The sequence below is a fragment of the Telluria sp. PB2R4 genome, from assembly GCF_059685695.1.
On record NZ_JCASIC010000010.1, the window covers coordinates 174,673 to 195,620 of the forward strand.

14 protein-coding genes are annotated in these 20,948 nt (G+C 65.3%); 6 read left to right on the forward strand and 8 right to left on the reverse strand.

Annotation, left to right across the window (positions count from 1 at the left end; all coding sequences use genetic code 11):
* Positions 1–9: 9 nt before the first annotated feature.
* Together AC56LU_RS17250 and AC56LU_RS17255 are read right to left on the reverse strand one after the other, a co-directional pair.
* Complete coding sequence (locus AC56LU_RS17250; RefSeq protein WP_497176844.1) at positions 10–1,188, reverse strand: glycoside hydrolase family 88/105 protein; 1,179 nt, start codon at positions 1,186–1,188, stop codon at positions 10–12.
* Positions 1,170–2,516 carry a BNR repeat-containing protein gene (locus tag AC56LU_RS17255; RefSeq protein WP_497176845.1) on the reverse strand — a complete coding sequence of 449 codons (1,347 nt, stop codon included), beginning with the start codon at positions 2,514–2,516 and terminating at the stop codon, positions 1,170–1,172. The genes AC56LU_RS17250 and AC56LU_RS17255 overlap by 19 nt, the downstream gene beginning before the upstream one ends.
* A 143-nt stretch (positions 2,517–2,659) precedes the next feature.
* Between AC56LU_RS17255 and AC56LU_RS17260 the strand changes: the two genes are divergently transcribed.
* From AC56LU_RS17260 to AC56LU_RS17270, 3 genes are all read left to right on the forward strand, one after another.
* On the forward strand, positions 2,660–5,011 hold the full coding sequence (locus AC56LU_RS17260) for a beta-galactosidase (RefSeq protein WP_497176846.1): 2,352 nt from the start codon (positions 2,660–2,662) through the stop codon (positions 5,009–5,011).
* A 123-nt stretch (positions 5,012–5,134) separates the two neighbouring features.
* Positions 5,135–5,878 carry a MarC family protein gene (locus AC56LU_RS17265; RefSeq protein WP_497176847.1) on the forward strand — a complete coding sequence of 248 codons (744 nt, stop codon included), beginning with the start codon at positions 5,135–5,137 and terminating at the stop codon, positions 5,876–5,878.
* The gene (locus AC56LU_RS17270; RefSeq protein WP_497176848.1) at positions 5,871–6,899 is read left to right on the forward strand and encodes a porin; all 1,029 of its coding nucleotides are present in this window, start codon (positions 5,871–5,873) and stop codon (positions 6,897–6,899) included. The genes AC56LU_RS17265 and AC56LU_RS17270 overlap by 8 nt, the downstream gene beginning before the upstream one ends.
* Here AC56LU_RS17270 and AC56LU_RS17275 read toward each other — a convergent pair.
* Together AC56LU_RS17275 and AC56LU_RS17280 are read right to left on the reverse strand one after the other, a co-directional pair.
* Positions 6,887–8,515: a response regulator gene (locus tag AC56LU_RS17275; RefSeq protein ID WP_497176849.1), complete on the reverse strand. Its 1,629-nt coding sequence runs from the start codon at positions 8,513–8,515 to the stop codon at positions 6,887–6,889. The two genes, AC56LU_RS17270 and AC56LU_RS17275, sit on opposite strands and share 13 nt — an antisense overlap.
* Positions 8,516–8,659: 144 nt before the next feature.
* Positions 8,660–9,391, reverse strand: a complete 732-nt coding sequence (locus AC56LU_RS17280; RefSeq protein ID WP_497176850.1) for a response regulator — start codon at positions 9,389–9,391, stop codon at positions 8,660–8,662.
* A 166-nt stretch (positions 9,392–9,557) separates the two neighbouring features.
* On the opposite strand from AC56LU_RS17280, the gene AC56LU_RS17285 reads away from it, so the two are divergent.
* From AC56LU_RS17285 to AC56LU_RS17295, 3 genes are all read left to right on the forward strand, one after another.
* Positions 9,558–9,953 (forward strand): response regulator, encoded by a 396-nt coding sequence (locus AC56LU_RS17285; protein ID WP_497176851.1) that lies wholly within the window; start codon positions 9,558–9,560, stop codon positions 9,951–9,953.
* A gap of 93 nt (positions 9,954–10,046) precedes the next feature.
* Positions 10,047–12,974, forward strand: a complete 2,928-nt coding sequence (locus tag AC56LU_RS17290; RefSeq protein ID WP_497176852.1) for a PAS domain-containing hybrid sensor histidine kinase/response regulator family protein — start codon at positions 10,047–10,049, stop codon at positions 12,972–12,974.
* Positions 12,971–14,611: an ATP-binding response regulator gene (locus AC56LU_RS17295; protein WP_497176853.1), complete on the forward strand. Its 1,641-nt coding sequence runs from the start codon at positions 12,971–12,973 to the stop codon at positions 14,609–14,611. The genes AC56LU_RS17290 and AC56LU_RS17295 overlap by 4 nt, the downstream gene beginning before the upstream one ends.
* A gap of 4 nt (positions 14,612–14,615) precedes the next feature.
* On the opposite strand, the gene AC56LU_RS17300 is transcribed toward AC56LU_RS17295, so the two are convergent.
* The 4 genes from AC56LU_RS17300 to AC56LU_RS17315 all read right to left on the reverse strand — a co-directional run bounded on the left by AC56LU_RS17300 (position 14,616) and on the right by AC56LU_RS17315 (position 20,947).
* The gene (locus AC56LU_RS17300; RefSeq protein WP_497176854.1) at positions 14,616–15,395 is read right to left on the reverse strand and encodes an enoyl-CoA hydratase; all 780 of its coding nucleotides are present in this window, start codon (positions 15,393–15,395) and stop codon (positions 14,616–14,618) included.
* 107 nt (positions 15,396–15,502) lie between these two features.
* A complete protein-coding gene (locus tag AC56LU_RS17305) occupies positions 15,503–16,699 on the reverse strand; it encodes an acetyl-CoA C-acyltransferase (RefSeq protein ID WP_497176855.1) in 1,197 nt (398 codons plus the stop codon).
* Positions 16,700–16,728: 29 nt separating this feature from the next.
* Positions 16,729–19,125, reverse strand: coding sequence for a 3-hydroxyacyl-CoA dehydrogenase/enoyl-CoA hydratase family protein (locus AC56LU_RS17310; protein WP_497176856.1), 2,397 nt, complete (start codon positions 19,123–19,125; stop codon positions 16,729–16,731).
* Positions 19,126–19,156: 31 nt separating this feature from the next.
* Positions 19,157–20,947 (reverse strand): acyl-CoA dehydrogenase C-terminal domain-containing protein, encoded by a 1,791-nt coding sequence (locus AC56LU_RS17315; protein WP_497176857.1) that lies wholly within the window; start codon positions 20,945–20,947, stop codon positions 19,157–19,159.
* Position 20,948 lies beyond the last annotated feature (1 nt).

A 20,948-nucleotide genomic window follows, 5' to 3' on the forward strand; every position in this document is an offset into this window, starting at 1 on the left:
TTGTCTCTGTTATTGGTCGGCCAGGCGCGCCATTTCCGCCGCGGCCAGCAGGAAGGCGCCCACGCCGAAGGGCGTCGTCGAGTGCTGGTTCACGACCTGTCCGGGGATCGCGCGCTCGCCGATCGGCTGGACGTAGCCGACCTTGCCGTCCGCCTGCAGCGCGAAGCTGCTGAGGTAGCGCCAGCCGCGCTGCGCCGCCGGCAGGTATTCGCCGCGCGCGAGCATGCCATTGTTGATCCCCCACAGCAGCCCGTAGGTGAAGAACGCGGTGCCGCTGGTCTCCGGTCCCGGTGCGTGCGCCGGGTCGAGCATGCTGCGGGTCCAGTAGCCCTCGGGCTGCTGGCTGCGAACGATGGCAGCGGCCATCGCCCGGTAGCGCGCGATGTAGGCCGCGCGGTGGGGATCGTCCTGCGGCAGGTCGGCCAGCACCTTGGCCAGTCCTGCGAACACCCAGCCATCGCCGCGGGCCCAGAAATCCTTCTTGCCGCTGGCGCTCTTGTGCTTCGGATAGACGTACTTGGCGTCGCGGTAGTACAGCTGCTCCTCCGGGTCGTACATGATGCTGTTGGCGTACTCGTAGTATTCGTGCAGCTTCTCCAGGTACCGGCGGTTCCCGGTAATGTTGTACATCTTCGTCATGACCGGCATGACCATGTACAGGCCGTCCGCCCACCACCAGTAATCCTTGTGGGGGGTGCTCATCTGGTATTCCATGACCTCGCGGGCGCGGGAGATTTTGTGTAGACCTTTGCGCGGGTCCTTGTCCAGTTGATACAGGTCGGCGTAGGTCTGGAACGCGATCTGCCAGTCGCCGAACAGCACGTGTTCATCGGTTTCGCCATAGTTGTACTTCCAGCGCGCCCGGTCGTTCGACTTCGCCCCCATCCAGGCGTTATGCTCGGCCCACTCCTCGGAATAGCGTCGGTAACGCTCGTTGCCGGTCACGCGGTAGGCTTCGATGTTGCCGGTGTGGTAGGCGGCGACGTCCCAGAAGGCCCACTGCTTCGCCGGCGTCGTCGACTGCCAGTGGGTGTTGACCTTGTCGATGATGGCGACCACTTCGCTGCGCCTGACGCCGGTGTCCGAGGGAGGGGGCGTCGCGCAGCCACCGAGCACGAAGCTCAGTGTCGCCAGCAGGCCGATACAGCTTGTTTTGAGGTTCATGTGGTTCATGGTTGGGGTGGGCATGCGGGGGTCCATTCCAGTACGCCGACCCGGGTCGGCCCGGCGGGCAGGACACCTTCGGCATCGGCCTGGTGGACGGTTTGCAGGTAGAGGTTCAATCGGCCGGACTGGCGCCACAACTCGGTGTCGAAGCTCGGCTCCCACGCACCCATGGCCTGGTCAAGCAGGTCGAACACCTGCCAGCCGCCACGGCGCAGGTCGCCCGTGCAGGCCACCGACACCTTGTTGCCGCGCTCCGCGTCGCGAAACACCAGCCAGGCCCCCGGCGCCGCGCCCGCGCCATCGACCAGGATCTGCGGCCGCGCTATCGGAATCGCCTTGGTCCCCAGGCCGGACAGCGAGAAGGGCGCCGTCCGGAAGCCGAGATCGTGCAAGCGCCAGGCCGTGCCGTCGTGATGCAGCACGCGGTATTGCGGGACGGCGCTGCCGACACTGCGCCAGTAGCTCGCGATGACCGGGTTGCCGTCGCGGTCGGCCGCCATCGCGGTCTGGTTGATCAATTCGCTGCGCTGCGGGATGTGGGCCGCGACTTCCGCGCTGGCCGCCGTGATCGGCAGGCTGTAGCGCTCGCCGGTGCTGCGCTCCCAGGTGCGTCCACCATCGCGCGAGCGGGCATAGGCCAGGTCATGGTTGCTGGCGACGTCGGGCGATTCGCGCCATACCCAGGACAGGTGCAGGGTCCCGGTCGCGTCGACGAAGGCCTGCCAATAGGCGTTGCGCTTGCGCTCTCCGCTCAGGAGATTGTCCTGCAGCCGCTGCCAGGTGCGGCTGGCCGGGTCGTAGCGGTTCAGCACCAGGTTGCCGCGGCCGGAGCCGCCGTCGCGGTACATGAACAGCACATCGCCCTGCGGCCTGCGGTAGAACTCCGGATAGGACACGGATGCCTCATCAACCCCGGTCATGGCTTCCTGGGGGCCCAGGCTCAGCGCACCGGGCGCCGTGCCGCGGGCGTAGCGCAAGCGGCCGTTGTGGTGGTCCCAGGCCACGTGCAGGGTCCCGGCGCCGTCGACCATGATGCTGATGCTGTTGTGCGCGTCCTTCGCATTGCCCAGGTACTGGGTGGGCGCCAGCTGCCAGTCCGGGGCGCCGGAAGCACGCTTGCCCAGCACCACCCTGCCCGCGGCGTCGTAGAAGGCGATGTACTGGTGGCCTGCGTGGGTGACCAGGGAGTTCTTGCGGAACACCACGGCATTGACCGAGTTGGCCGCCCAGCCGTCGGCCACCTCGACGATGCGCACGTGCTGCTGCGGTGTGTGCTGTTGCGCCGGCCCCGCGCATGCGCACAGCATGAGGGGCAGCGCCAGGCGCCACATCCCGCGATTCCTTCTCATGTTTTCTCCAAGCGAATCCGGCTACCTTACTATGCAATTCAGCGCCTCCGGAATCAAGCTGATGATCATTGTGGGGCGGAGCTGCCCGGACACGCGGACTTCCTCTACCATGAAGGGCACCAGCCTCTCGACCAGGACCCGCCATGCCCCTTCACCCATCGCGCCGCGGCTTCCTCGGCGCCGCCGCCGGAACCGCGCTTGCGCTGAACCTGCCCCCGGCCGCGGCCGCGGCGTCCCGCTTCGCCGTCGGCGACAAGGATTTCCTGCTCGACGGGAAGCCGCTGCAGATCCGCTGCGGCGAAATGCACTTCGCCCGCGTGCCGCGCGAATACTGGGGGCATCGCCTGAAGGCGATCAAGGCGATGGGCCTGAACACGGTGTGCGCCTACCTGTTCTGGAATTACCACGAATGGCGCGAAGGCCAGTACCAATGGGACGGCCAGCGCGACGCCGCCGAGTTCTGCCGGCTGGCCCAGGCCGAAGGCCTGTGGGTCATCCTGCGTCCCGGCCCCTACGCCTGCGCCGAGTGGGAAATGGGCGGCCTGCCGTGGTGGCTGCTGAAGCATCCGGGCGACAGCTTCCTGCGCAGCCGCGCCCCGGCTTTCGTGCAGCCGGCGCGGCGCTGGCTGAAGGAAGTCGGCCGGGTGCTGGCGCCGATGCAGGTGACCCGGGGCGGCCCGATCCTGATGGTGCAGGTCGAGAACGAATACGGTTTCTTCGCCGACGACCGCGACTACATGCGGACCATGCGCCAGGCCGTGCTCGACGGGGGCTTCGAGGTCCCCCTGTTCCAGTGCAACCCGACCAATGCGGTGCCCAAGACCCATATTCCGGAACTGCTCTCGGTGGCGAACTTCGGCAGCGACCCGGAACGCGGTTTCAAGGCGCTGGCCGCCGTGCAGCAAGGCCCCCTGATGTGCGGCGAGTATTACTCCGGCTGGTTCGACACCTGGGGCACGCCGCACAAGCGCGGCGACAATGCCCGCGCCATCCGGGATATCGATACCATGCTGAAGGCGAACGGCTCGTTCAGCCTGTACATGGCGCATGGCGGCACCACCTTCGGCCTGTGGGGCGGCTGCGACCGCCCCTTCCGTCCCGATACGACCAGCTACGACTACGACGCCCCGATCAGCGAGGCGGGCTGGCTCGGCGAAAAATTCGACACCTACCGCGCATGCCTGGGCCGCCACCTGGCGCCCGGCGAGACCTTGAGCGCCGCGCCGGCGCGCCTGCCGGTGATGGCGATTCCGCCCTTCGCCCTGCGCGAGACCGCACCCGTGTTCGCGAACCTGCCGGAGAAGGTGATCCGCGACGCGTCGCCGCGCAACATCGAGCAATACGACATCAGCCGCGGCCTGCTTGCCTACAGCATCGTGCTGCCGCCCGGGCCTGCGGCGAAGCTGGAAGCGGCGAACGCGCGCGACCTGGCCTGGGTGTTTGCCGGCGGCCGCCTGCTTGGGACGATGGATACCCGGCACCGCCGCTTCAGCGTCGACCTGCCTGCGCGCAGCAAGGCGGCCAAGGTGGAGATCCTGCTGTACACGATCGCGCGCGTGAATTTCGGGGTCGAGGTGCATGACCGCAAGGGACTGCAAGGCCCGGTGTTGCTGCGCACGGCGGACGGCGCCGCCGCAGAACTGAAAGGCTGGGAAATCCGCGCCATCGATTTCGGCGCCGACGGCGACCTGCCGCCGCTGCGCTGGCAGGCCGAGCGTACCAGCGGCCCGGCGTTCTGGCGCGGCAGTTTCGAAGCCCCGGCACGGGCCGATACCTTCCTCGACATGTCGAGCTGGGGCCAGGGCATCGTCTGGATCAATGGCCGCTGCCTGGGCCGCTACTGGAGCATTGGCCCGACCCAGACCATGTACCTGCCCGGCCCGTGGATCAGGGCCGGCCGTAACGAAGTCGTCGTGCTCGACCTGACCGGGCCGCGCGCCAGCCGCATCGAGGGCCGCACCACGCCCATCCTCGACCAACTGCGTCCGGAGCTCGACCTCGCGCGTCCAGCCAGCACGGCGCGGGCGCGTCTGGCAGGCGTGGCGCCGGTACATGCCGGGGAGTTTGCCAGCGGCCCGGGCACCCAGGACGTCACGTTCGCACAGCCGGCACGCGGGCGCCAACTGTGCCTGGAGGTGGTCGACACCTTCGATGGCAAGCCGCATGCGGCGGTGGCCGAACTGGCGCTGCTCGGTCCGGGCGGCACCCGCATGAACCAGAGCAGCTGGACCATCGCCCATGCCAGCAGCGAGGAAGCGCACAAGGAGGACGGCGGCGCCCTGAACGCCATCAACGGTCAGGCAAGCGACTACTGGCACACGGCCTACAGCAAGGGGCTTCCCACCTCAGGCCCGGCGCGCCTGATCATCGATCTCGGCGCCTCGGTGGACATTACCGGCCTGCGTTACACGCCGCGCCAGGGGCCGGACACCGTGACCGGACGGATCCGGGGCTATCGAGTGTACGTGGGCGACAGGCTGGCGGAGCAGCGCTGAGGCGAGATAGCGGCATGCGCCGGGGCCGCCGCCCCGGCATGCCGCAGCGGGCGTCACGCTTTTCGCTGGGGTCATATACTGTCCCCAGGCGTCGTTTTTGTCGTCGTCACCGCACCCATTGTCATGACGATTGAATTATTCGTCGCAGCAGCCAAAAGCTTTCTATTTGTGCTCGCGACCATGTTGCCCATCCTCAATCCGGCAGCCACTGCTCCGATCTTCCTGAGCCTGACCGACGGGGCGTCGGCCGAAACCCGTACGCTGCTGGCGCGCCGCATCGCGCGCAACATGTTCTGGCTGATGACAGGCTCGATGCTGATCGGCTCCTACGTCCTCGATTTCTTCGGCATTTCGCTGCCCATCGTCCGCGTCGGCGGTGGCCTGCTCCTGGCTTCCGTGGCATGGCGCCTGCTCGGCGCGACGCCAAGCACGCCCGACAGCCGGGCAGCCCTGGCCGAAGCGTTCACGCCGGACCATGCGCACCGCCAGGCATTCTATCCGCTGACCTTTCCGATCAGCTGCGGGCCGGCCTCGATCTCGGTCGCCATCACGGTGGGGGTCGCCCTGCACGATGTACAGCTGGTGATATCGCTGGCGCGCATGGGCGGCGCACTGCTGGCGCTGGCGGTGATCGGCATACTGCTGTATCTCGCCTTTCGCTATGGGGAACATTTCCTGCGCCTGATCGGCGAGGCCGGAACAGCGGTGTTCCTGCGCCTCACCGCCTTCATCCTGTTGTGCCTCGGCGTGCAGATCGTATGGGATGGCGTCAGCGAATTGCTGCTCGAGATCTTGTCGGTCTCTCCTCACCTGGTTGCAGTTCCGCCGGGCCTGCCTATCCATCATCCGGAGACAATGCATGCTTAAGCCGCTGACGGGCTTCGCGCTTGGACTATTGGGCTGTGTGGCCGAAGGCGCCCCCGCTGTCGACTTCTATGGCTCGCTGCGCACCCAGGCCGAGGCGGTCGTTCCCGATCGCGGCGATCGCCTGGACAGTTATGCGGGCTTCCGGGACGCCTATTCGCGGGTGGGCGTCAAGTTCGACCATCCGCTGGGCGCCGGGCTGGCGCTGACCGGTCAACTGGAACTCCCCGTCGATTCTGCAAACTTCCGCATGCGCGACCCCTACGACCAGGGCGACGCCAACCGTCCCCACGGCGAGCGGATCAGGCTCGCCCAGCTTGGATTGCGGAGCCGTTTCGGAACCGTCACCTACGGTCAACAGTGGATGCCTTACTACAGTGCGGTGGCGGCACCGGTGGACATGTTCAGCACCTATTACAGCGGTTTCGCCACCTATACCGTCTTCCGCGTGGCGCAGACGCTTGCCTATGCGACGCCGGAAGTCGCGGGGTTTTCCCTCAGCGCGGGTTACACCGGCAGCGGTGGCAATGCGCGCTCGACCTCGCGCATCGATGCGCGGCGTCGGCAAGTCGCAGCCACCTACACATCCGGCGACACCCGCCTTGCCGCGGGCATCGACGAGCGGGGCGACGCCGGCTATGGACGCAACCGCCTGGTCGGCTTGTCGGCCAGCCACCAGGCCGGCAATCTCTACCTGGCCGCCAAGCTCGAGCGCTTCGACACGGGAAACCGCCAGCGCGGCAGTTTTTCGAGCGATGGCAACAAGGCCGTCAACCTGTTCGGCAGCTATGCCATGGGCAAGACCACCTTCAAGCTGATGCTCGCGAGAGTGGAAAACTATGGCGACAACATCGTCCATCTCGGCGTCGACCATCGACTCAGGGACGATGTGAAGCTCTTCGCCGAGTACTACCGCGAGGGCTCGACCGCCGTTCTCACCCAACGCCGCGGCGGCCTGGACGATTTCGATGCCGGCATCAGTGGCGGCCAGGCCTTTGCTGTCGGCATCCGCTACGATTTCTGAGCTTGTTCCATTTGCTCAGCCTTCGCATTCCCGAGAAGGTGACGGATGCGCGTGCTGAGCGTACTCAGGTCATAGGGTTTCTGCAGGAGATTGACGTTGGCGTGCAGCCTGCCCTCATGGGCCAGCACACCTTCAGCGTAGCCTGATGTGTACAAGATCCGTGCACGCGGCAGGTAGACGCGCACCAGTTCACCCAGCTGCAAGCTGCTCACCGGTCCGGGCATGATCACGTCCGTGAACACCAGGTCGATCTTCTGGCCGCTGTTGATGATCTCGAGCGCACCCGCGGCGCTGGAAGCCTGCAATACCTGATAACCCAATATCGACAAGCCGCTGCAGGTGGACTGGCGTACACTGTCCTCGTCCTCGACCACCAGGATGGTTTCCGAGCCGCCCTCCAGCCGTGTTGTCACCGGAATATCCTGCACGACCGGCTCGGCATCACTGCGCGGCAGGTAGATCTTGACGCTCGTTCCTTCTCCGGGCACGCTGGACAAGACGATTTCTCCACCCGACTGCTTGACGAAGCCATACGCCATCGACAAACCCAGGCCGGTGCCCTGCCCGATCGGCTTTGTGGTGAAAAATGGCTCGAAGACTCGCGCCAGGACTTGCGGCGTCATGCCCCGGCCGTTATCCGCGACCTCGATCATGACCCAGGATCCGGCTGCCACCTCCGGCGGCAGGCCATCCGCCCCATCGACGTTGGCGGCGCGGATGACCAGGGTACCGCTGCCGGCCATGGCGTCGCGGGCGTTGATGGCCAGGTTCAGCAAGACATTGTGCAGCTGGTTAGGGTCAACCACGATACTGCCCAGGCCATGGGAGATCTGGGTGATGACATTGGGACGTAATCCGAACATCCTGCGCATCATGTCCGCCATTTCACGCAGCAGATGCTCGGGATTCGTGGCGATTGCCTGCAGGGGCTGGCGGCGTGCAAACGCCAGCAAGTGCGAGGCCAGCTCGGCGCCACGTTTCACGCCGGTCAATGCGGCCTCCACGCGAATCCTGCCGGTTTCAGTCACCCCGTTGCCGAGCTTCAGCAATTGCAGATTGCCGCCGACGATCTGCAAGACATTATTGAAGTCATGGGCGACACCGCCGGTGAGCTGGCCGATCGCTTCCATTTTCTGCGACTGGAGCAGGGCCGATTGGCTGGCAGCCAGATCTTCCCGACTCTTGGACAAGGAAGTAAAAGCAGCATCGAGCTGGCGCCGGGCAGCGCAGGAATTGCTGTGATGGCGCACACGTGCGACCAGCTCGCGCGGATCCGGCCACTTGACGAGATAATCGCTGGCGCCGACATCGAAGGCCTGGGCTTTCAAATCCGGATCGTCTTCCGAAGACAATACGATCACGGCCACGTGCCTGGTATCGGCGTCTGCGCAGAGGCGGCGCGTCACTTCGAGGCCATCCATCCCCGGCATGCGCATGTCGACCAGGACGACGGTGGCTGCTATCTCCCTGGCCAATTCGACTGCCATCTCCGGCATGTTGGTGTAACGAAAGCGATGCGGCCCACACAATGCCAATCCATGAGAAATAATGTCTCTGGAGAACGATTCGTCGTCAACCAGAAGAATGGAAGGAGCTTGTAGTGTGTGTTCGGTCATTGCAACAGCCGGTAGATGGAAAGGGAAAGGCTAATTGCAAAACTGGGCTGCGCTGATTTTAACGTGTTGCCAACCTATTTATCATCGCGAAAAATGTGACGCGCGGGTCGCAGCAGGCATGACAAGGGGGTCGTGTCGAGGTGCTCAGGCGACCAGGCCGTGATGGATGGCGTAGCGTATCAATTCCGCATTGCTCCTGATCTGCAGCTTCGTGAAGATACGGCTGCGATAGGTATTGACCGAGCTGATGCTGATGTCGAGCCTGGCCGCCACCTGCTTGACTGGATGACCCATTGCCAGCAGGCGCAACACCTGCAGCTCACGTTCGGTCAGGCGCTCATGGGCGTGGCGAGGTTTGGGGGAAGACACCTCGTGGACCAGCAGCTTGGCCAGGCCGTCGCTCAGGTAGCTCCCGCCCGCATAGACGTTATGAATGGCTTTCAGCACGATATCGACCGTCAGCGATTTCGGAATATAGCCTGCGGCGCCGAGCTTCAAGACGGCAATGCCATAACGTTCTTCGCTGTGTGAACTCAGCACGAGTACCCGAAGGCCGGGAAAGCGTTCGACGACCGTCCGCAACGCATCCAGCTCATGGATGGGGCTGAGGGTGAGGTCGAGCAGCAGGAGGTCGGTTTCCGTGTTTTCAAGCACGGTCAGCGTCGATTCCAGGTCCGCAGCCTCCCCCACCAGAACGATTTCGGGGTCGACAGACAGCACCTTCTTGACGCCTTCACGCACCAACTGGTGGTCGTCAGCGATGACAACTCTGATCATTGATGATTGCCGGGTAAAGAAAAGTTCGTGTAAGAGGATGTTAGCAAAAATGAAATAAACATGCCGTTTGAATGGAAGCGTGGCCCTGCCGCCGGACATGGAAGCGCCACATCGCGGGCAGTCCGCGATGATATGAACTTCGAATGCGGCGCGCGATGAGCAAAGTCGCGACAGCGTGTCGCAATCTATCCGACTTCATCGCCGGCATTTGTCCCAGTAAGCTGCACGGTTTCTTTCCCATGCTGTGCTCCAGCAGGACACCAACTTGGACAAGCTGCCCCTGCATGAGCCCACGCCACGCGTGCGCGTCCTCGTCGTCGACGACAACGCCGATGCCGCCGACATCCTGGCCACCCTGCTGGCGCTCTTCGATTGCACTATAGAGGTTGCCTATTCGGGCAGCGAGGCGCTCGCCCGTGGCGACGCGCTGCATCCCCAGCTGGTCATCCTCGACATCGGCATGCCCGGCATGGACGGTTGCGAAACTGCGCGGCGCATGCGTGAACGGCCCTGGGGACCGCAGGCCTGCATTGCGGCACTGACGGCATGGAGCGACAATGACCTGCCATGCTGCCCCATCCAGGCAGGCATGGATTTCCACTTCACCAAGCCAATCAAGGTCGACGTACTGGTCGACATCCTGGCGCGCCTGCGCGCGTGAGCGCGCCCTTTCGGGACGTGCATGTGCCAAGCCTTGTGCTATCGTGAAATTATTAGTGACATTTACGCAAAGCGTCCAGGAAAACGAACGAGCATGGCGAACGACGCAGCCAGGATGGAGAAGACCGCGGAACTGGCGCGTATCGCGTCCAGCGAAGACTGGGCCATGCTCAGCCTTCACTTGCCCGACGGCAGTGCACCGCAACGCTTTTGCACGGAAGGCAACCCGGCTGTCCACGCAGCGCTCGAGGCGCTCGAAGCACAGGTAAGCGCGGAAGCGTGCGCACTGCCCGACCTGCGCCTCAGCGGGTTGCCGCCTGCCTGCCGGGAACTGGCGGAGCGCGCCGGCGTGCGCAGCTACCGCGCGGTCCGGCGCAGCTTCCCCTACGGGACGGAACAGGGCACCTGCGTGCTGGCCGTCGCCGGCGCACATCCGCGCGAACCGGCGGCCGACTCCGGGCTGGGCTTGACCGCCGACCTGTTCGTGGACAGTGTGTCGGCGCGTGCAGGCGGGATGGCCGGTGGCGCACATGACGCCGACGCCATGTTCGGATTCCATCCTGCCGCCGGCGCAGTAACGGCGCCGCGCAACGAGTCTGCGCAGGCGCAGGAACAGTTCCGCCTGCTGTTCGAGTCCGCGCCAGGCCTCTATCTGGTACTGGCGCCCGACAGCTTCCGCATCGTGGCGGCCAGCAATGCCTATCTCGAGGCGACCATGGTCACGCGCGAGCAGATCATCGGCCGCGCCATGTTCGACGTGTTCCCCGACGACCCCGACGATGAGGATGAGGATGACGACGACCACGACGGCGGCGTCGCGGCGCTGAGCGCATCGCTGCAGCGTGTGCGGCAGACCCGCGTTCCCGACGTGATGGCGGTGCAGCGCTATCCGATCCGCCGGCCGGGAGGAATGTTCGAGGTGCGCTATTGGAGCCCGGTCAACTCCCCTGTCCTGGACGCGGATGGACGTGTCATGTTCATCATCCATCGGGTCGAAGACGTGACCGACTACGTGCTGACGCACAGGCCCCTGGACACCGACGCACCCCATGCCAAGACCACCCGGCTCGAAGCGGAAATCGTGCTGCGCTCGTACGAGCTCAAGCGCATGGCCGATTCGCTGGCGCTGAGCGAGCAGCGGCTGCGCTATGTCACGCGCGCCACCAACGACGTGGTCTGGGATTGGAGCATGGCGGACGATGCCCTGTGGTGCAGCCGCAGTGCACTGGAACCGCTCGGCAGCGCGCTGGCGCGCTCGACCCGCCTGGCGGATTGGGAGGCCTGCATCCACCCCGACGATCGCGAGCGGGTCGGCGCGAGCCTGCATGCGGGCGTGGCCGCCGGGCGCGAAAACTGGGCCGCAGAATACCGGCTCCGCCTGCCGGGGGACGTGGAGCGCCAGGTGCTGCATCGCTGCTTCATGGTCATCGACGAGGAAGGCAAGCCGCAGCGGATGGTCGGCAGCATCGCCGACCTGACCGAGCAGAAGCGCCAGGAGGCGCGCCTGCGCATGCAGGCCGAAATGCTCGACTATGCGACCGATGCCATCCTGGTGCGGGACCTCGACAACCGGATGCTCTACTGGAACCAGGCTGCCGCCGCGCGCTACGGCTGGAGCAGCGACGAGGTCATCGGACGGAACGTGAGCGAGACCCTGTATGCCCAGTGTGCGCCTTCCGATTTCCAGCATGCGATGCAGGTGCTGATGCGGCACGGCGACTATTCCGGCCGCATGGTGCACGCGGCGGCGGACGGCCGCACCTTCGTCGTTCATGTGCACTGGATCCTGGTGCGTCGCGAAGATGGCACGCCGCGTGCGATCCTGTCCGTGGTGACCGACCTGAGCGAGCGGATCGCACTGGAGCAGCGCCTGCTGCAGATCCAGAAGCTCGAATCGCTCGGCCGCCTGACCGGCGGCCTGGCGCACGACTTCAACAACTGGCTGACCGTGATCCTCGGCAGCGCCGAAGAACTGGTCGAAGCGCTCGAGGCGCAGCCGGCCTTGCGCGACATCGCCCACATGATCCAGCTGGCCGGCGAGCGCGGCGCGGAACTGACACGCCGCCTGCTGGCGTTTGCACGCAGGCAGCCGCTGACGCCGCAAATCCTGGCCGTCGGCGAAGCCATCGAGTCGATCCGCCCGCTGATCGCGCGCAGCCTGCCCGAGAATATCGAGCTCCAGTTGCTGGACATGGAACGCCACTGGTGCGTGTATGCCGACCGCGCGCAGCTCGAAGCAGCCATCGTGAACCTCTGTATCAATGCGCGCGACGCCATGCCCGACGGCGGGAAGCTGATCATCCAGCTCCAGCTGGTCGAGATGGAAGAGCAGCTGGATGAGCTGAGCAAGCCGCTGCCGCCGGGCGAGTACGTCGTGATCGCCGTTGCGGACAACGGCCATGGCATTCCCCAGGATGTGATGGAGCATGTGTTCGAACCCTTTTTCACGACCAAGGACGAAGCATCCGGCAGCGGGCTCGGCTTGAGCATGGTCTACGGCTTCGTCAAGCAGTCCAATGGCGACGTCACGATCTACTCCGAGCCGGGCGAGGGCACGCAGGTAAAACTGTACCTGCCGCGCGCGTACAGCGAACCCGAGGCGCGGCCCGAACTTGCCACGGCTGCCGGCACGCCGCCCCCACGCGGATGCGCCGTTCTCCTGGTCGAGGACGATCCGATCGTCCGTGCGCATATCTACGCCCTGTTGCGCGAGCTCGGGTGCGAGGTCACGGAAGCTTCCAGGGCCGAAGAAGCGCTGGCGCGGCTGGCGGACGGACAGCCCTTCGACCTGCTGTTTACGGATGTCGTCATGCCCGGCATTTCCGGCATCGAACTTGCCGCGCAAGCACGCGCAATGCGGCCTGGATTGCGTATCCTGCTGAGCTCCGGCTACACCTTCGAGGCCATGCCGCACCAGGATGCACTGGGACCGGACATCCGGTTCCTGAACAAACCGTACGGAAAGACCGTCCTGGCGCAGGTGCTGTCGGAAGTGCTCGGCGGCCTGGGGACGGCGCCATGAACTCGCCGGCAGACGGCCAGCGCGAACGCGACCTCGTATGCCGCAGGATGCTGGCGTTCGCCAGCGTGGTCGAGCACCTCGCCATCCCGAACGATTTGTCCGCCCTGGGAAGCCAGATGCTCGCTTCCCTGCGCGACGACGTCGACGCACTGGTCATCTACCTCGTCAATGCGGACGGGAGCCTGTCCTTGCTGCTGCACGCAGGCTGCCGGCAGCCTCCGCCTGCGCATGCCGCCGACCTGAAGACGGTCCTGGACGTCGAGCCGGACGAATTTGCCGGCTATGGCGGGCACGCACGCATCGGTGACATCGGCCCGGCTCGCCCGGCCTGGATCGGTGAACACCCGTCCGCGCTGGCGGTCGTGCCGTTCGGCGCCCGGGTTGCGCAGCAGCCGCATGGCCTCGCGCTGTTCATGTTGCGGCATGCCGACCATGCGCCGTCGCTCGCGGCGCTGCTGGAACTGGCCGTGCACAAGCTCTCCCAGGTGCTGATGCGGGACGGCGCGCCGGCCCATGGCCAGGGCGGGACCGGCGCGGGCAAGACCCGGGTACTGCTCATCGATGACGATGAACTCCTGGCCGCCTACGTCAGGCGTATCCTGGAACAGACCGGCTTCGCCTTCGATGCGGCGCACAACGCGCGCGAAGGCTTCGAGCTGGCCAGGTCGATCCAGCCCGATGTGATCCTGGTCGACAAGGTCATGCCGGACCTGGACGGCATCAAGCTGCTGCGCATGATGCGCTGCAACGAGGTGCTCAGCACTGTCCCGGTCATCATGCTGTCCGGCCAGGCCGACGAGACCGCGCGGGTCGCGGCCCTGGGCGCGGGCGCCGACGATTTCGTCGCCAAGCCCTTCAGCGCAAAAGACCTGGTGGCACGGATCGAGGCCAACGTCCGCCTTGTGCGGCTGCGGCGTGACGCGGTGTGGCGCCAGGGCGAGCTGCTGCGGCTGCAGCAGTCGCAACAGGAACTACGCACCTTGCTCGACACGGTCCAGCACGTGCGCGACGACGAGCGGCGCATGCTGGCGCGCGAAGTGCACGACCAGCTCGGCCAGATCCTGACGGCAGCGAAGATCGATATCCGCCTGTTGCAGGATCGCGTCGCGGCGCCCGGCCAGCAGCCGTCCGCACCAGACATCGTGAGGGAACTGACAGCGGTACTATCCAGCGTCGACCTGGCAATCGCCGCGGTGCAGGACATTACGGCGCTGCTGCGGCCGCCCGAGCTCGAGGAAGGCGGCTTGGTGGCGGCGCTGCGCTGGCAGGCAGCCGATCTGCAACGCCGCACCGGCATCGACTTCAGCGTCCTGCATGACCCCGAGAGTTACGTCGAACAGCCGCCTTTCGTGGCGGGGGAATTGCTGCGGATGTGCCAGGAGGCCCTGACCAATGTGTTGCGCCACGCCGGCGCGACGCGCGTCATCATCCAGGTCGCCATGCGTAACGCTTCCCTGCTCGTGCGCATCTGCGACAACGGCGCCGGGATCCCGAGGGAACGCCTGCACGATGCCGGGTCCCTGGGCCTCAAGGGCATGCGCGAGCGCGCCGCCAGCATCCGCGCCAGCATCCGCATCTACGGACGGCGCGGCCGTGGAACGATGGTGGCCATCCGGCGCAGGCTCGCCTACCGTTGACGCGTCAGTCGAATTTCGAGAAATCCGGCTTGCGCTTTTCAAAAAAGGCGGTGAAGGCTTCCTTCGCTTCCGGCGCCAGCAGCATGGCGGCGAAGCGTTCGTTCTCGGCGCCGATGGCGGCTTCGATGTCCTTGATACGCGGACGCTTCATCAGCGCTTTCGTGGTGCGGATCGAGGCGGCCGGCAGCGCGACCAGCTTGGCGGCCTGCTGTTCGGCAAAGGCGCGCAGCTCGGCGGCGGGCAGCACTTTGGTCAGCAAGCCCATCTCGAAAGCCTCTTGCGCGCCGAAGGTTTCGCCCAGCAGCAGCTTTTCGGCCGCGCGCGGGTAGCCGGCCAGTTGTGGCAGCAGCAGCGAGGAGCCGAATTCCGGGCACAGGCCGAGCTGGGTGAAGGGAACCGAGAACTTGGCGTTGTCGGCGGCGTAGACCAGGTCGCAGTGCATCAGCATGGTGGTGCCGATGCCGATGGCGGCGCCGGCCACCGCAGCGATGACCGGCTTGGTCGAGCCGTGCAGCGCGCGCATGAACTGGAAGACCGGGCGGTTTTCGGCGGGGACGCCGGGCACCGGGGCCGAATTCTTCATGAAGTCGTCGAGGTCGTTACCGGCGGTGAAGATCTCCGGTTTGCCGGCGATCAGGATGGCGCGCACGGCGCTGTCTTGCTCTGCTTCGACGAGGGCGTCGGCCATCGATTGGTACATCGCGCCGGTGATGGCGTTCTTGCGTTCGAGGCGGTTGAATTCGATGGTCAAGAGGCCGGCGGCCTTGGTGATCAGCATGTCCATGTTCAGGGAGTCTCCGGAATTTCTTAAGCTGGTTGGACGCGTGGGCGGGGCACGGAAGGCCACTGGCCTACCGTGCCCCGCCCACGCGGTGATACGCTAATCGATGATTAAACGCGTTCGATGATACCGGCTGCGCCCATGCCGGCGCCGACGCACATCGTCACCATGCCGTACTTCAGGTTGTTGCGACGCAGTGCGTGCACGACGGTCGCGGCGCGGATGGCGCCGGTCGCGCCCAGCGGGTGGCCCAGCGCAATCGCGCCACCCATCGGGTTGACCTTGCTGGTGTCCAGACCCAAATCGCGGATCACGGCCAGCGCCTGGGCGGCAAAGGCTTCGTTCAGCTCGATCCAGTCCAGCTGGTCCTGGGTGATGCCGGCAGCGGCCAGCGCCGCGGGAATCGCGACCTTCGGGCCGATGCCCATGATTTCCGGCGGCACGCCGCGCACGGCGAACGAGGAGAACTTGGCCAGCGGGGTCAGGTTGTGCTCGCGCAGGATTTTTTCGCTGACGACGATCAGCGCACCGGCGCCGTCCGACATCTGCGACGAGGTCGCGGCGGTCACCGAGCCCTTGGCGGCGAACACCGGCTTGAGCTTGGCCATGCCCTCCGGGCTGGCATCGGCGCGCGGGCCTTCGTCCAGGTCGACGGTGCGGCGCTTCACGGTGATCTCGCCGGTGGCCAGGTTCGGCGTGCGGGTGACGATCTCGACCGGGGTGATCTCGTCCTTGAAGTAGCCGGCCTGCTGGGCGGCGATGGCGCGGCGGTGCGATTCCAGGCCGAAGGCGTCCTGGTCTTCGCGCGACACCTTCCACTGCTCGGCCACCTTTTCCGCGGTCAGGCCCATGCCGTAGGCCAGGCCCACGTTCTCGTCCCTGAACGTCTCCATATTGATCGACGGATGGTGGCCCATCATCGGGACCATCGACATCGATTCGACGCCGCCGGCGATCATCACGTCGGCTTCGCCCACGCGGATGCGGTCGGCCGCCATCGCCAGGGCGGTGATGCCCGAGGCGCAGTAGCGGTTGACGGTGACGCCGCCCACGGTGTTCGGCAGGCCTGCCAGCACGACGGCGTTACGCGCCACGTTGAAGCCCTGCTCCGCTTCCGGGAACGAGCAGCCGACGATGGCGTCGATGATCAGGGCCGGATCCAGGTTCGGCACGGCGGCCATGGCGCCGCGGATGGCGTGCACCAGCAGGTCATCCGGGCGGGTCTTGTTGAAGAAGCCGCGCGGCGCCTTGCCGATCGGAGTACGAGTCGCTGCGACGATGTATGCGTCTTGAAGTTGTTTGCTCATGATTGGTCGTCCTGTTCTTTGTCAGCGACTTAGTTACGCACTGGCTTGCCGGTCTGCATCATGCCCATGATGCGTTCCTGGGTTTTCGGGTTGGCCAGCAGCTCGATGAAGGCCTTGCGCTCCATGTCGAGCAGCCACTGCTCGGACACCACGCTGCCCTGGTCGATGTCACCGCCGGTCACGATCTCGGCGATCATGTCGCCCAGCTTGTAGTCATAGGCCGAGATGAAGCCGCCGTCACGCATGTTGACCAGCTGGCCGCGGATCGTCGCCCAGCCGTAGCGGCCCGTGACGGTAATCGGACGGCGCATTGGTGCGCGGTAGCCGGCGTCGAACATGGCGCGCGCGGTGGTCTTTGCCACGTGCAGCAGTTCGTACGGGTTGAAGACGATGACGTCGTCTTCCTTCAGGTAGCCCATGGCCTTCGCTTCCAGGGCCGACTTCGACACCTGCGCGGTGGCCGCGTTGGTGAAGCCGGTCTTCAGGAATTGCAGGATGTCGTTGCCCTTCGCTTCGGTGAAGGCGCGCACGGCCGCTTCCTTCAGGCCGCCGCCGGCCGGCACCAGGCCGACGCCGACTTCGACCAGGCCGATGTAGGACTCGATCGAGGCCACGCGCTTCGACGCGTGCAGCATCATCTCGCAGCCGCCGCCCAGCGCCAGGCCTGCGACAGCAGCGACCACCGGGATGTTCGAATACTTCATCTGCATGAAGACGTTCTGCAGGTCGCGCACCATCGGGTCCATCGCCTTGGCGCCGCCCATCATGAATGCCGGCATGGCCGACTGCAGGTCGGCGCCGGCCGAGAAGGCGCCGCCTTCGGCCGCATCGGTGTTCCAGATCACCAGGCCCTTGTAGCCCTTCTCCGCTTCAGCCATGCCGCGCTGCAGGCCCTTCACCACGCCTTCGCCGATGACGTGCATCTTGGTCTTGAGCGAGATGATGAGGACATCGTCGCCCGAGTGCCACAGGCGCACCGAATCGTCCTCGAACACGGTGGTGCCGAAGGTCTTCGGATCGACGGTGGTCGAGCCGGCCACCGGGGCGCGGAACTGCTGGCGCTGGTACACCGGCAGGTCGGACACCGGAACATAGGCGTTCTTCGAGGCCGAGTACGAACCTTCGGCGGTGTGCACGCCCTTCTCGGCGACCGGGGCTTCGAACACCCAGCTTGGGAGCGGTGCGTTGACCAAAGCCTTGCCGCTGTCGATGTCTTCCTTCACCCACTGGGCAATTTGCGTCCAGCCGGCGGCCTGCCAGGTTTCGAACGGACCGACGCTCCAGCCGAAGCCCCAGCGCATCGCGAAGTCGATATCGCGCGCGTTGTCGGCGATGGTGTCGAGGTGGACCGCGATGTAGTGGAAGGCGTCGCGGAAGATCGCCCACAGGAACTGCGCCTGCGGGTTGGTCGATTCGCGCATGGCCTTGAACTTCTTGACCGGGTCTTTCTCTTTCAGGATGCGGGCGACGATGTCGGCCGCCTTGGCGCCGCCTGCCACGTATTCGCCGGTGGCGAAGTCGAGGCGCTGGATCTCCTTGCCGACCTTCTTGTAGAAGCCGCCGCCGGTCTTCTGGCCCAGCGCGCCCTTCTCGATCAGCTTGGCCAGCACGTCCGGGGTCTTGTACAGGCTGAAGAACGGGTCGTCCTGCAGGGTGTCCTGCATGGTCTTGATGACGTGGCCCATGGTGTCCAGGCCCACGACGTCGGCGGTGCGGAAGGTGCCCGACTTGGCGCGGCCCAGCTTGGCGCCGGTGAGGTCGTCGACCACGTCCACCGACAGGCCGAACTTCTCGGCTTCGTGGATGGTGGCCAGCATGCCGAAGATGCCGACGCGGTTGGCGATGAAGTTCGGGGTGTCTTTCGCCCGCACCACGCCCTTGCCCAGGGTCGAGGTCAGGAAGGTTTCCAGCTGGTCCAGGATTTCCGGACGGGTGCTGGTGGTCGGGATCAGTTCGACCAGGTGCATGTAGCGCGGCGGGTTGAAGAAGTGCACGCCGCAGAAGCGCGCCTTCAGTTCTTCGTCGAAGCCTTCGGCCAGCTTGTTGATCGACAGGCCCGAGGTATTCGATGCGAAGATCGCGTTCGGGGCAATGTGCGGCGCGACCTTCTTGTACAGGTCGTGTTTCCAGTCCATGCGCTCGGCGATGGCTTCGATGATCAGGTCGCAGCCTGCCAGCACCTCGAGGTTGTCCTCGTAGTTGGCCACTTCGATCAGGGCCGCGTCGTCCTTGTTGCCCAGCGGGGCCGGCGACAGTTTCTTCAGGTTCTCGATGGCGCGCAGGACGATGCCGTTCTTGGCGCCTTCCTTTGCCGGCAGGTCGAACAGCACGACCGGCACCTTGGCGTTCACGCAGTGCGCAGCGATCTGCGCGCCCATCACGCCGGCGCCCAGCACGGCGACTTTCTTCACGATGAAATTGGACATGTAAGTATTCCTTGAGTGTGCGTGATGAGTGTTAGAACAGGTCTGCGTCCATGGCCAGCAGGTTCGATGCGCCCGAACGAGCCTGGCGGATCAGCATGGCGGTTTCCGGGTACAGGCGGGCGAAGTAGAAGCGCGCGGTGTGCAGCTTGGCAACGTAGAATTTGTCGTCCGAATCCTGCTTGGCCAGCGCGATCTTCGCCATCTGCGCGAAGAAGTAGCTGAACACCAGATGGCCCACGACGCGCAGGTAAGGCACGGCGGCGGCGCCGACTTCGTCCTGGTTCTGGAAAGCCTTCATGCCGATTTCCATGGTCAGCTTGCCGACCTTGTCGCCCAGCTCGCCCAGCGGGGTCACGAACTCGGACATCGACTCGTCCAGGCCGTTCTCTTCGACGAAAGCCTTGATCTTCTCGCCGAAGGCACGCAGCTTGGTGCCGTTGTCCATCAGGATCTTCCGGCCCAGCAGGTCGAGCGACTGCACGGTGTTGGTGCCTTCGTAGATCATGTTGATGCGGGCGTCGCGCACGTACTGCTCCATGCCCCACTCGCTGATGTAGCCGTGGCCGCCGTACACCTGCATCGCTTCCGAGGTGGCGATCCAGCCGTTGTCGGTGATGAAGGCCTTCACGATCGGGGTCAAGAGTGCGACTTCGCCCGCGGCTTCCTTGCGCACTTCTTCGTCCGGATGGTTCAGTTCACGGTCGATCTGCAGCGCGATGTACGAGGTCAGGGCGCGCGCGCCTTCGGCGTAGGCCTTGGCGGTCAGCAGCATGCGCCGCACGTCCGGGTGCACGATGATCGGGTCGGCCGGCTTGTCCGGTGCCTTCGGGCCCGACAGCGAACGCATCTGGATGCGTTCCTTGGCGTAGACCAGCGCGTTCTGGTACGCGACTTCGGTCAGGCCCAGCGACTGCATGCCGACGCCCAGGCGGGCGGCGTTCATGAACACGAACATCGCCTGCAGGCCCTTGTGCGGCTGGCCGATCAGGGTGCCGATCGCGCCGTCCAGGTTCATCTGGCAGGTGGAGTTGGCGTGGATGCCCATTTTCTCTTCGATGGCGCCGCAGGCGATGCCGTTGCGCTCGCCGAGCGAGCCGTCGGCATTCACCTTGAACTTCGGCACCAGGAACAGCGAGATGCCCTTCGAGCCTTCCGGTGCGTCCGGCAGGCGCGCCAGCACCAGGTGAACGATATTGTCGGACATGTCGTGTTCGCCGGCCGAGATGAAGATCTTGGAACCGGTGATGCTGTAGCTGCCGTCGGTTTGCGGCTCGGCCTTGGTGCGCAGCAGGCCCAGGTCGGTGCCGCAGTGCGCTTCGGTCAGGCACATGGTGCCGGTCCACTCGCCCGAGACCAGCTTCGGCAGGAACAGCTTCTTCTGCTCGTCGGTGCCGTGCTCCTTCAGGCACTCGTAGGCGCCGTGCGACAGGCCCGGGTACATGGTCCATGCCTGGTTCGACGAGTTCAGCATCTCGTAGAACGAGTTGTTCAGCGAGACCGGCAGGCCCTGGCCGCCGTATTCCGGATCGCACGCCAGCGCGGCCCAGCCGCCTTCGACATACTGTTTATACGCTTCCTTGAAGCCCTTCGGGGTGGTGACGGCCTTGGTGGCGGCGTCGAAATGGCAGCCTTCGCGGTCGCCCGAGTGGTTCAGCGGGAACAGCACCTCTTGCGTGAACTTCGCACCTTCCTCGAGCACCTGGTTGATGATGTCGGCGTCGATTTCCTGGTAGGCAGGCAGGTTCTTGAACTCTTCGCTGACATTGAGGAATTCGTGCAGAACGAACTGCATATCCCGGATTGGCGCGACGTACTGACCCATG

Excerpts from the sequence above, each read along its gene's own strand:
- AC56LU_RS17250 (WP_497176844.1), bottom strand. The coding sequence starts at position 1,188 with ATGCCCACCCCAACCATGAACCACATGAACCTCAAAACAAGCTGTATC.
- AC56LU_RS17265 (WP_497176847.1), top strand. The coding sequence starts at position 5,135 with ATGACGATTGAATTATTCGTCGCAGCAGCCAAAAGCTTTCTATTTGTG.
- AC56LU_RS17305 (WP_497176855.1), bottom strand. The coding sequence starts at position 16,699 with ATGAGCAAACAACTTCAAGACGCATACATCGTCGCAGCGACTCGTACT.
- AC56LU_RS17260 (WP_497176846.1), top strand. The coding sequence starts at position 2,660 with ATGCCCCTTCACCCATCGCGCCGCGGCTTCCTCGGCGCCGCCGCCGGA.
- AC56LU_RS17270 (WP_497176848.1), top strand. The coding sequence starts at position 5,871 with ATGCTTAAGCCGCTGACGGGCTTCGCGCTTGGACTATTGGGCTGTGTG.
- AC56LU_RS17280 (WP_497176850.1), bottom strand. The coding sequence starts at position 9,391 with ATGTCCGGCGGCAGGGCCACGCTTCCATTCAAACGGCATGTTTATTTC.
- AC56LU_RS17275 (WP_497176849.1), bottom strand. The coding sequence starts at position 8,515 with ATGACCGAACACACACTACAAGCTCCTTCCATTCTTCTGGTTGACGAC.
- AC56LU_RS17300 (WP_497176854.1), bottom strand. The coding sequence starts at position 15,395 with ATGGACATGCTGATCACCAAGGCCGCCGGCCTCTTGACCATCGAATTC.
- AC56LU_RS17290 (WP_497176852.1), top strand. The coding sequence starts at position 10,047 with ATGGCGAACGACGCAGCCAGGATGGAGAAGACCGCGGAACTGGCGCGT.
- AC56LU_RS17295 (WP_497176853.1), top strand. The coding sequence starts at position 12,971 with ATGAACTCGCCGGCAGACGGCCAGCGCGAACGCGACCTCGTATGCCGC.
- AC56LU_RS17255 (WP_497176845.1), bottom strand. The coding sequence starts at position 2,516 with ATGAGAAGGAATCGCGGGATGTGGCGCCTGGCGCTGCCCCTCATGCTG.
- AC56LU_RS17315 (WP_497176857.1), bottom strand. The coding sequence starts at position 20,947 with ATGGGTCAGTACGTCGCGCCAATCCGGGATATGCAGTTCGTTCTGCAC.
- AC56LU_RS17310 (WP_497176856.1), bottom strand. The coding sequence starts at position 19,125 with ATGTCCAATTTCATCGTGAAGAAAGTCGCCGTGCTGGGCGCCGGCGTG.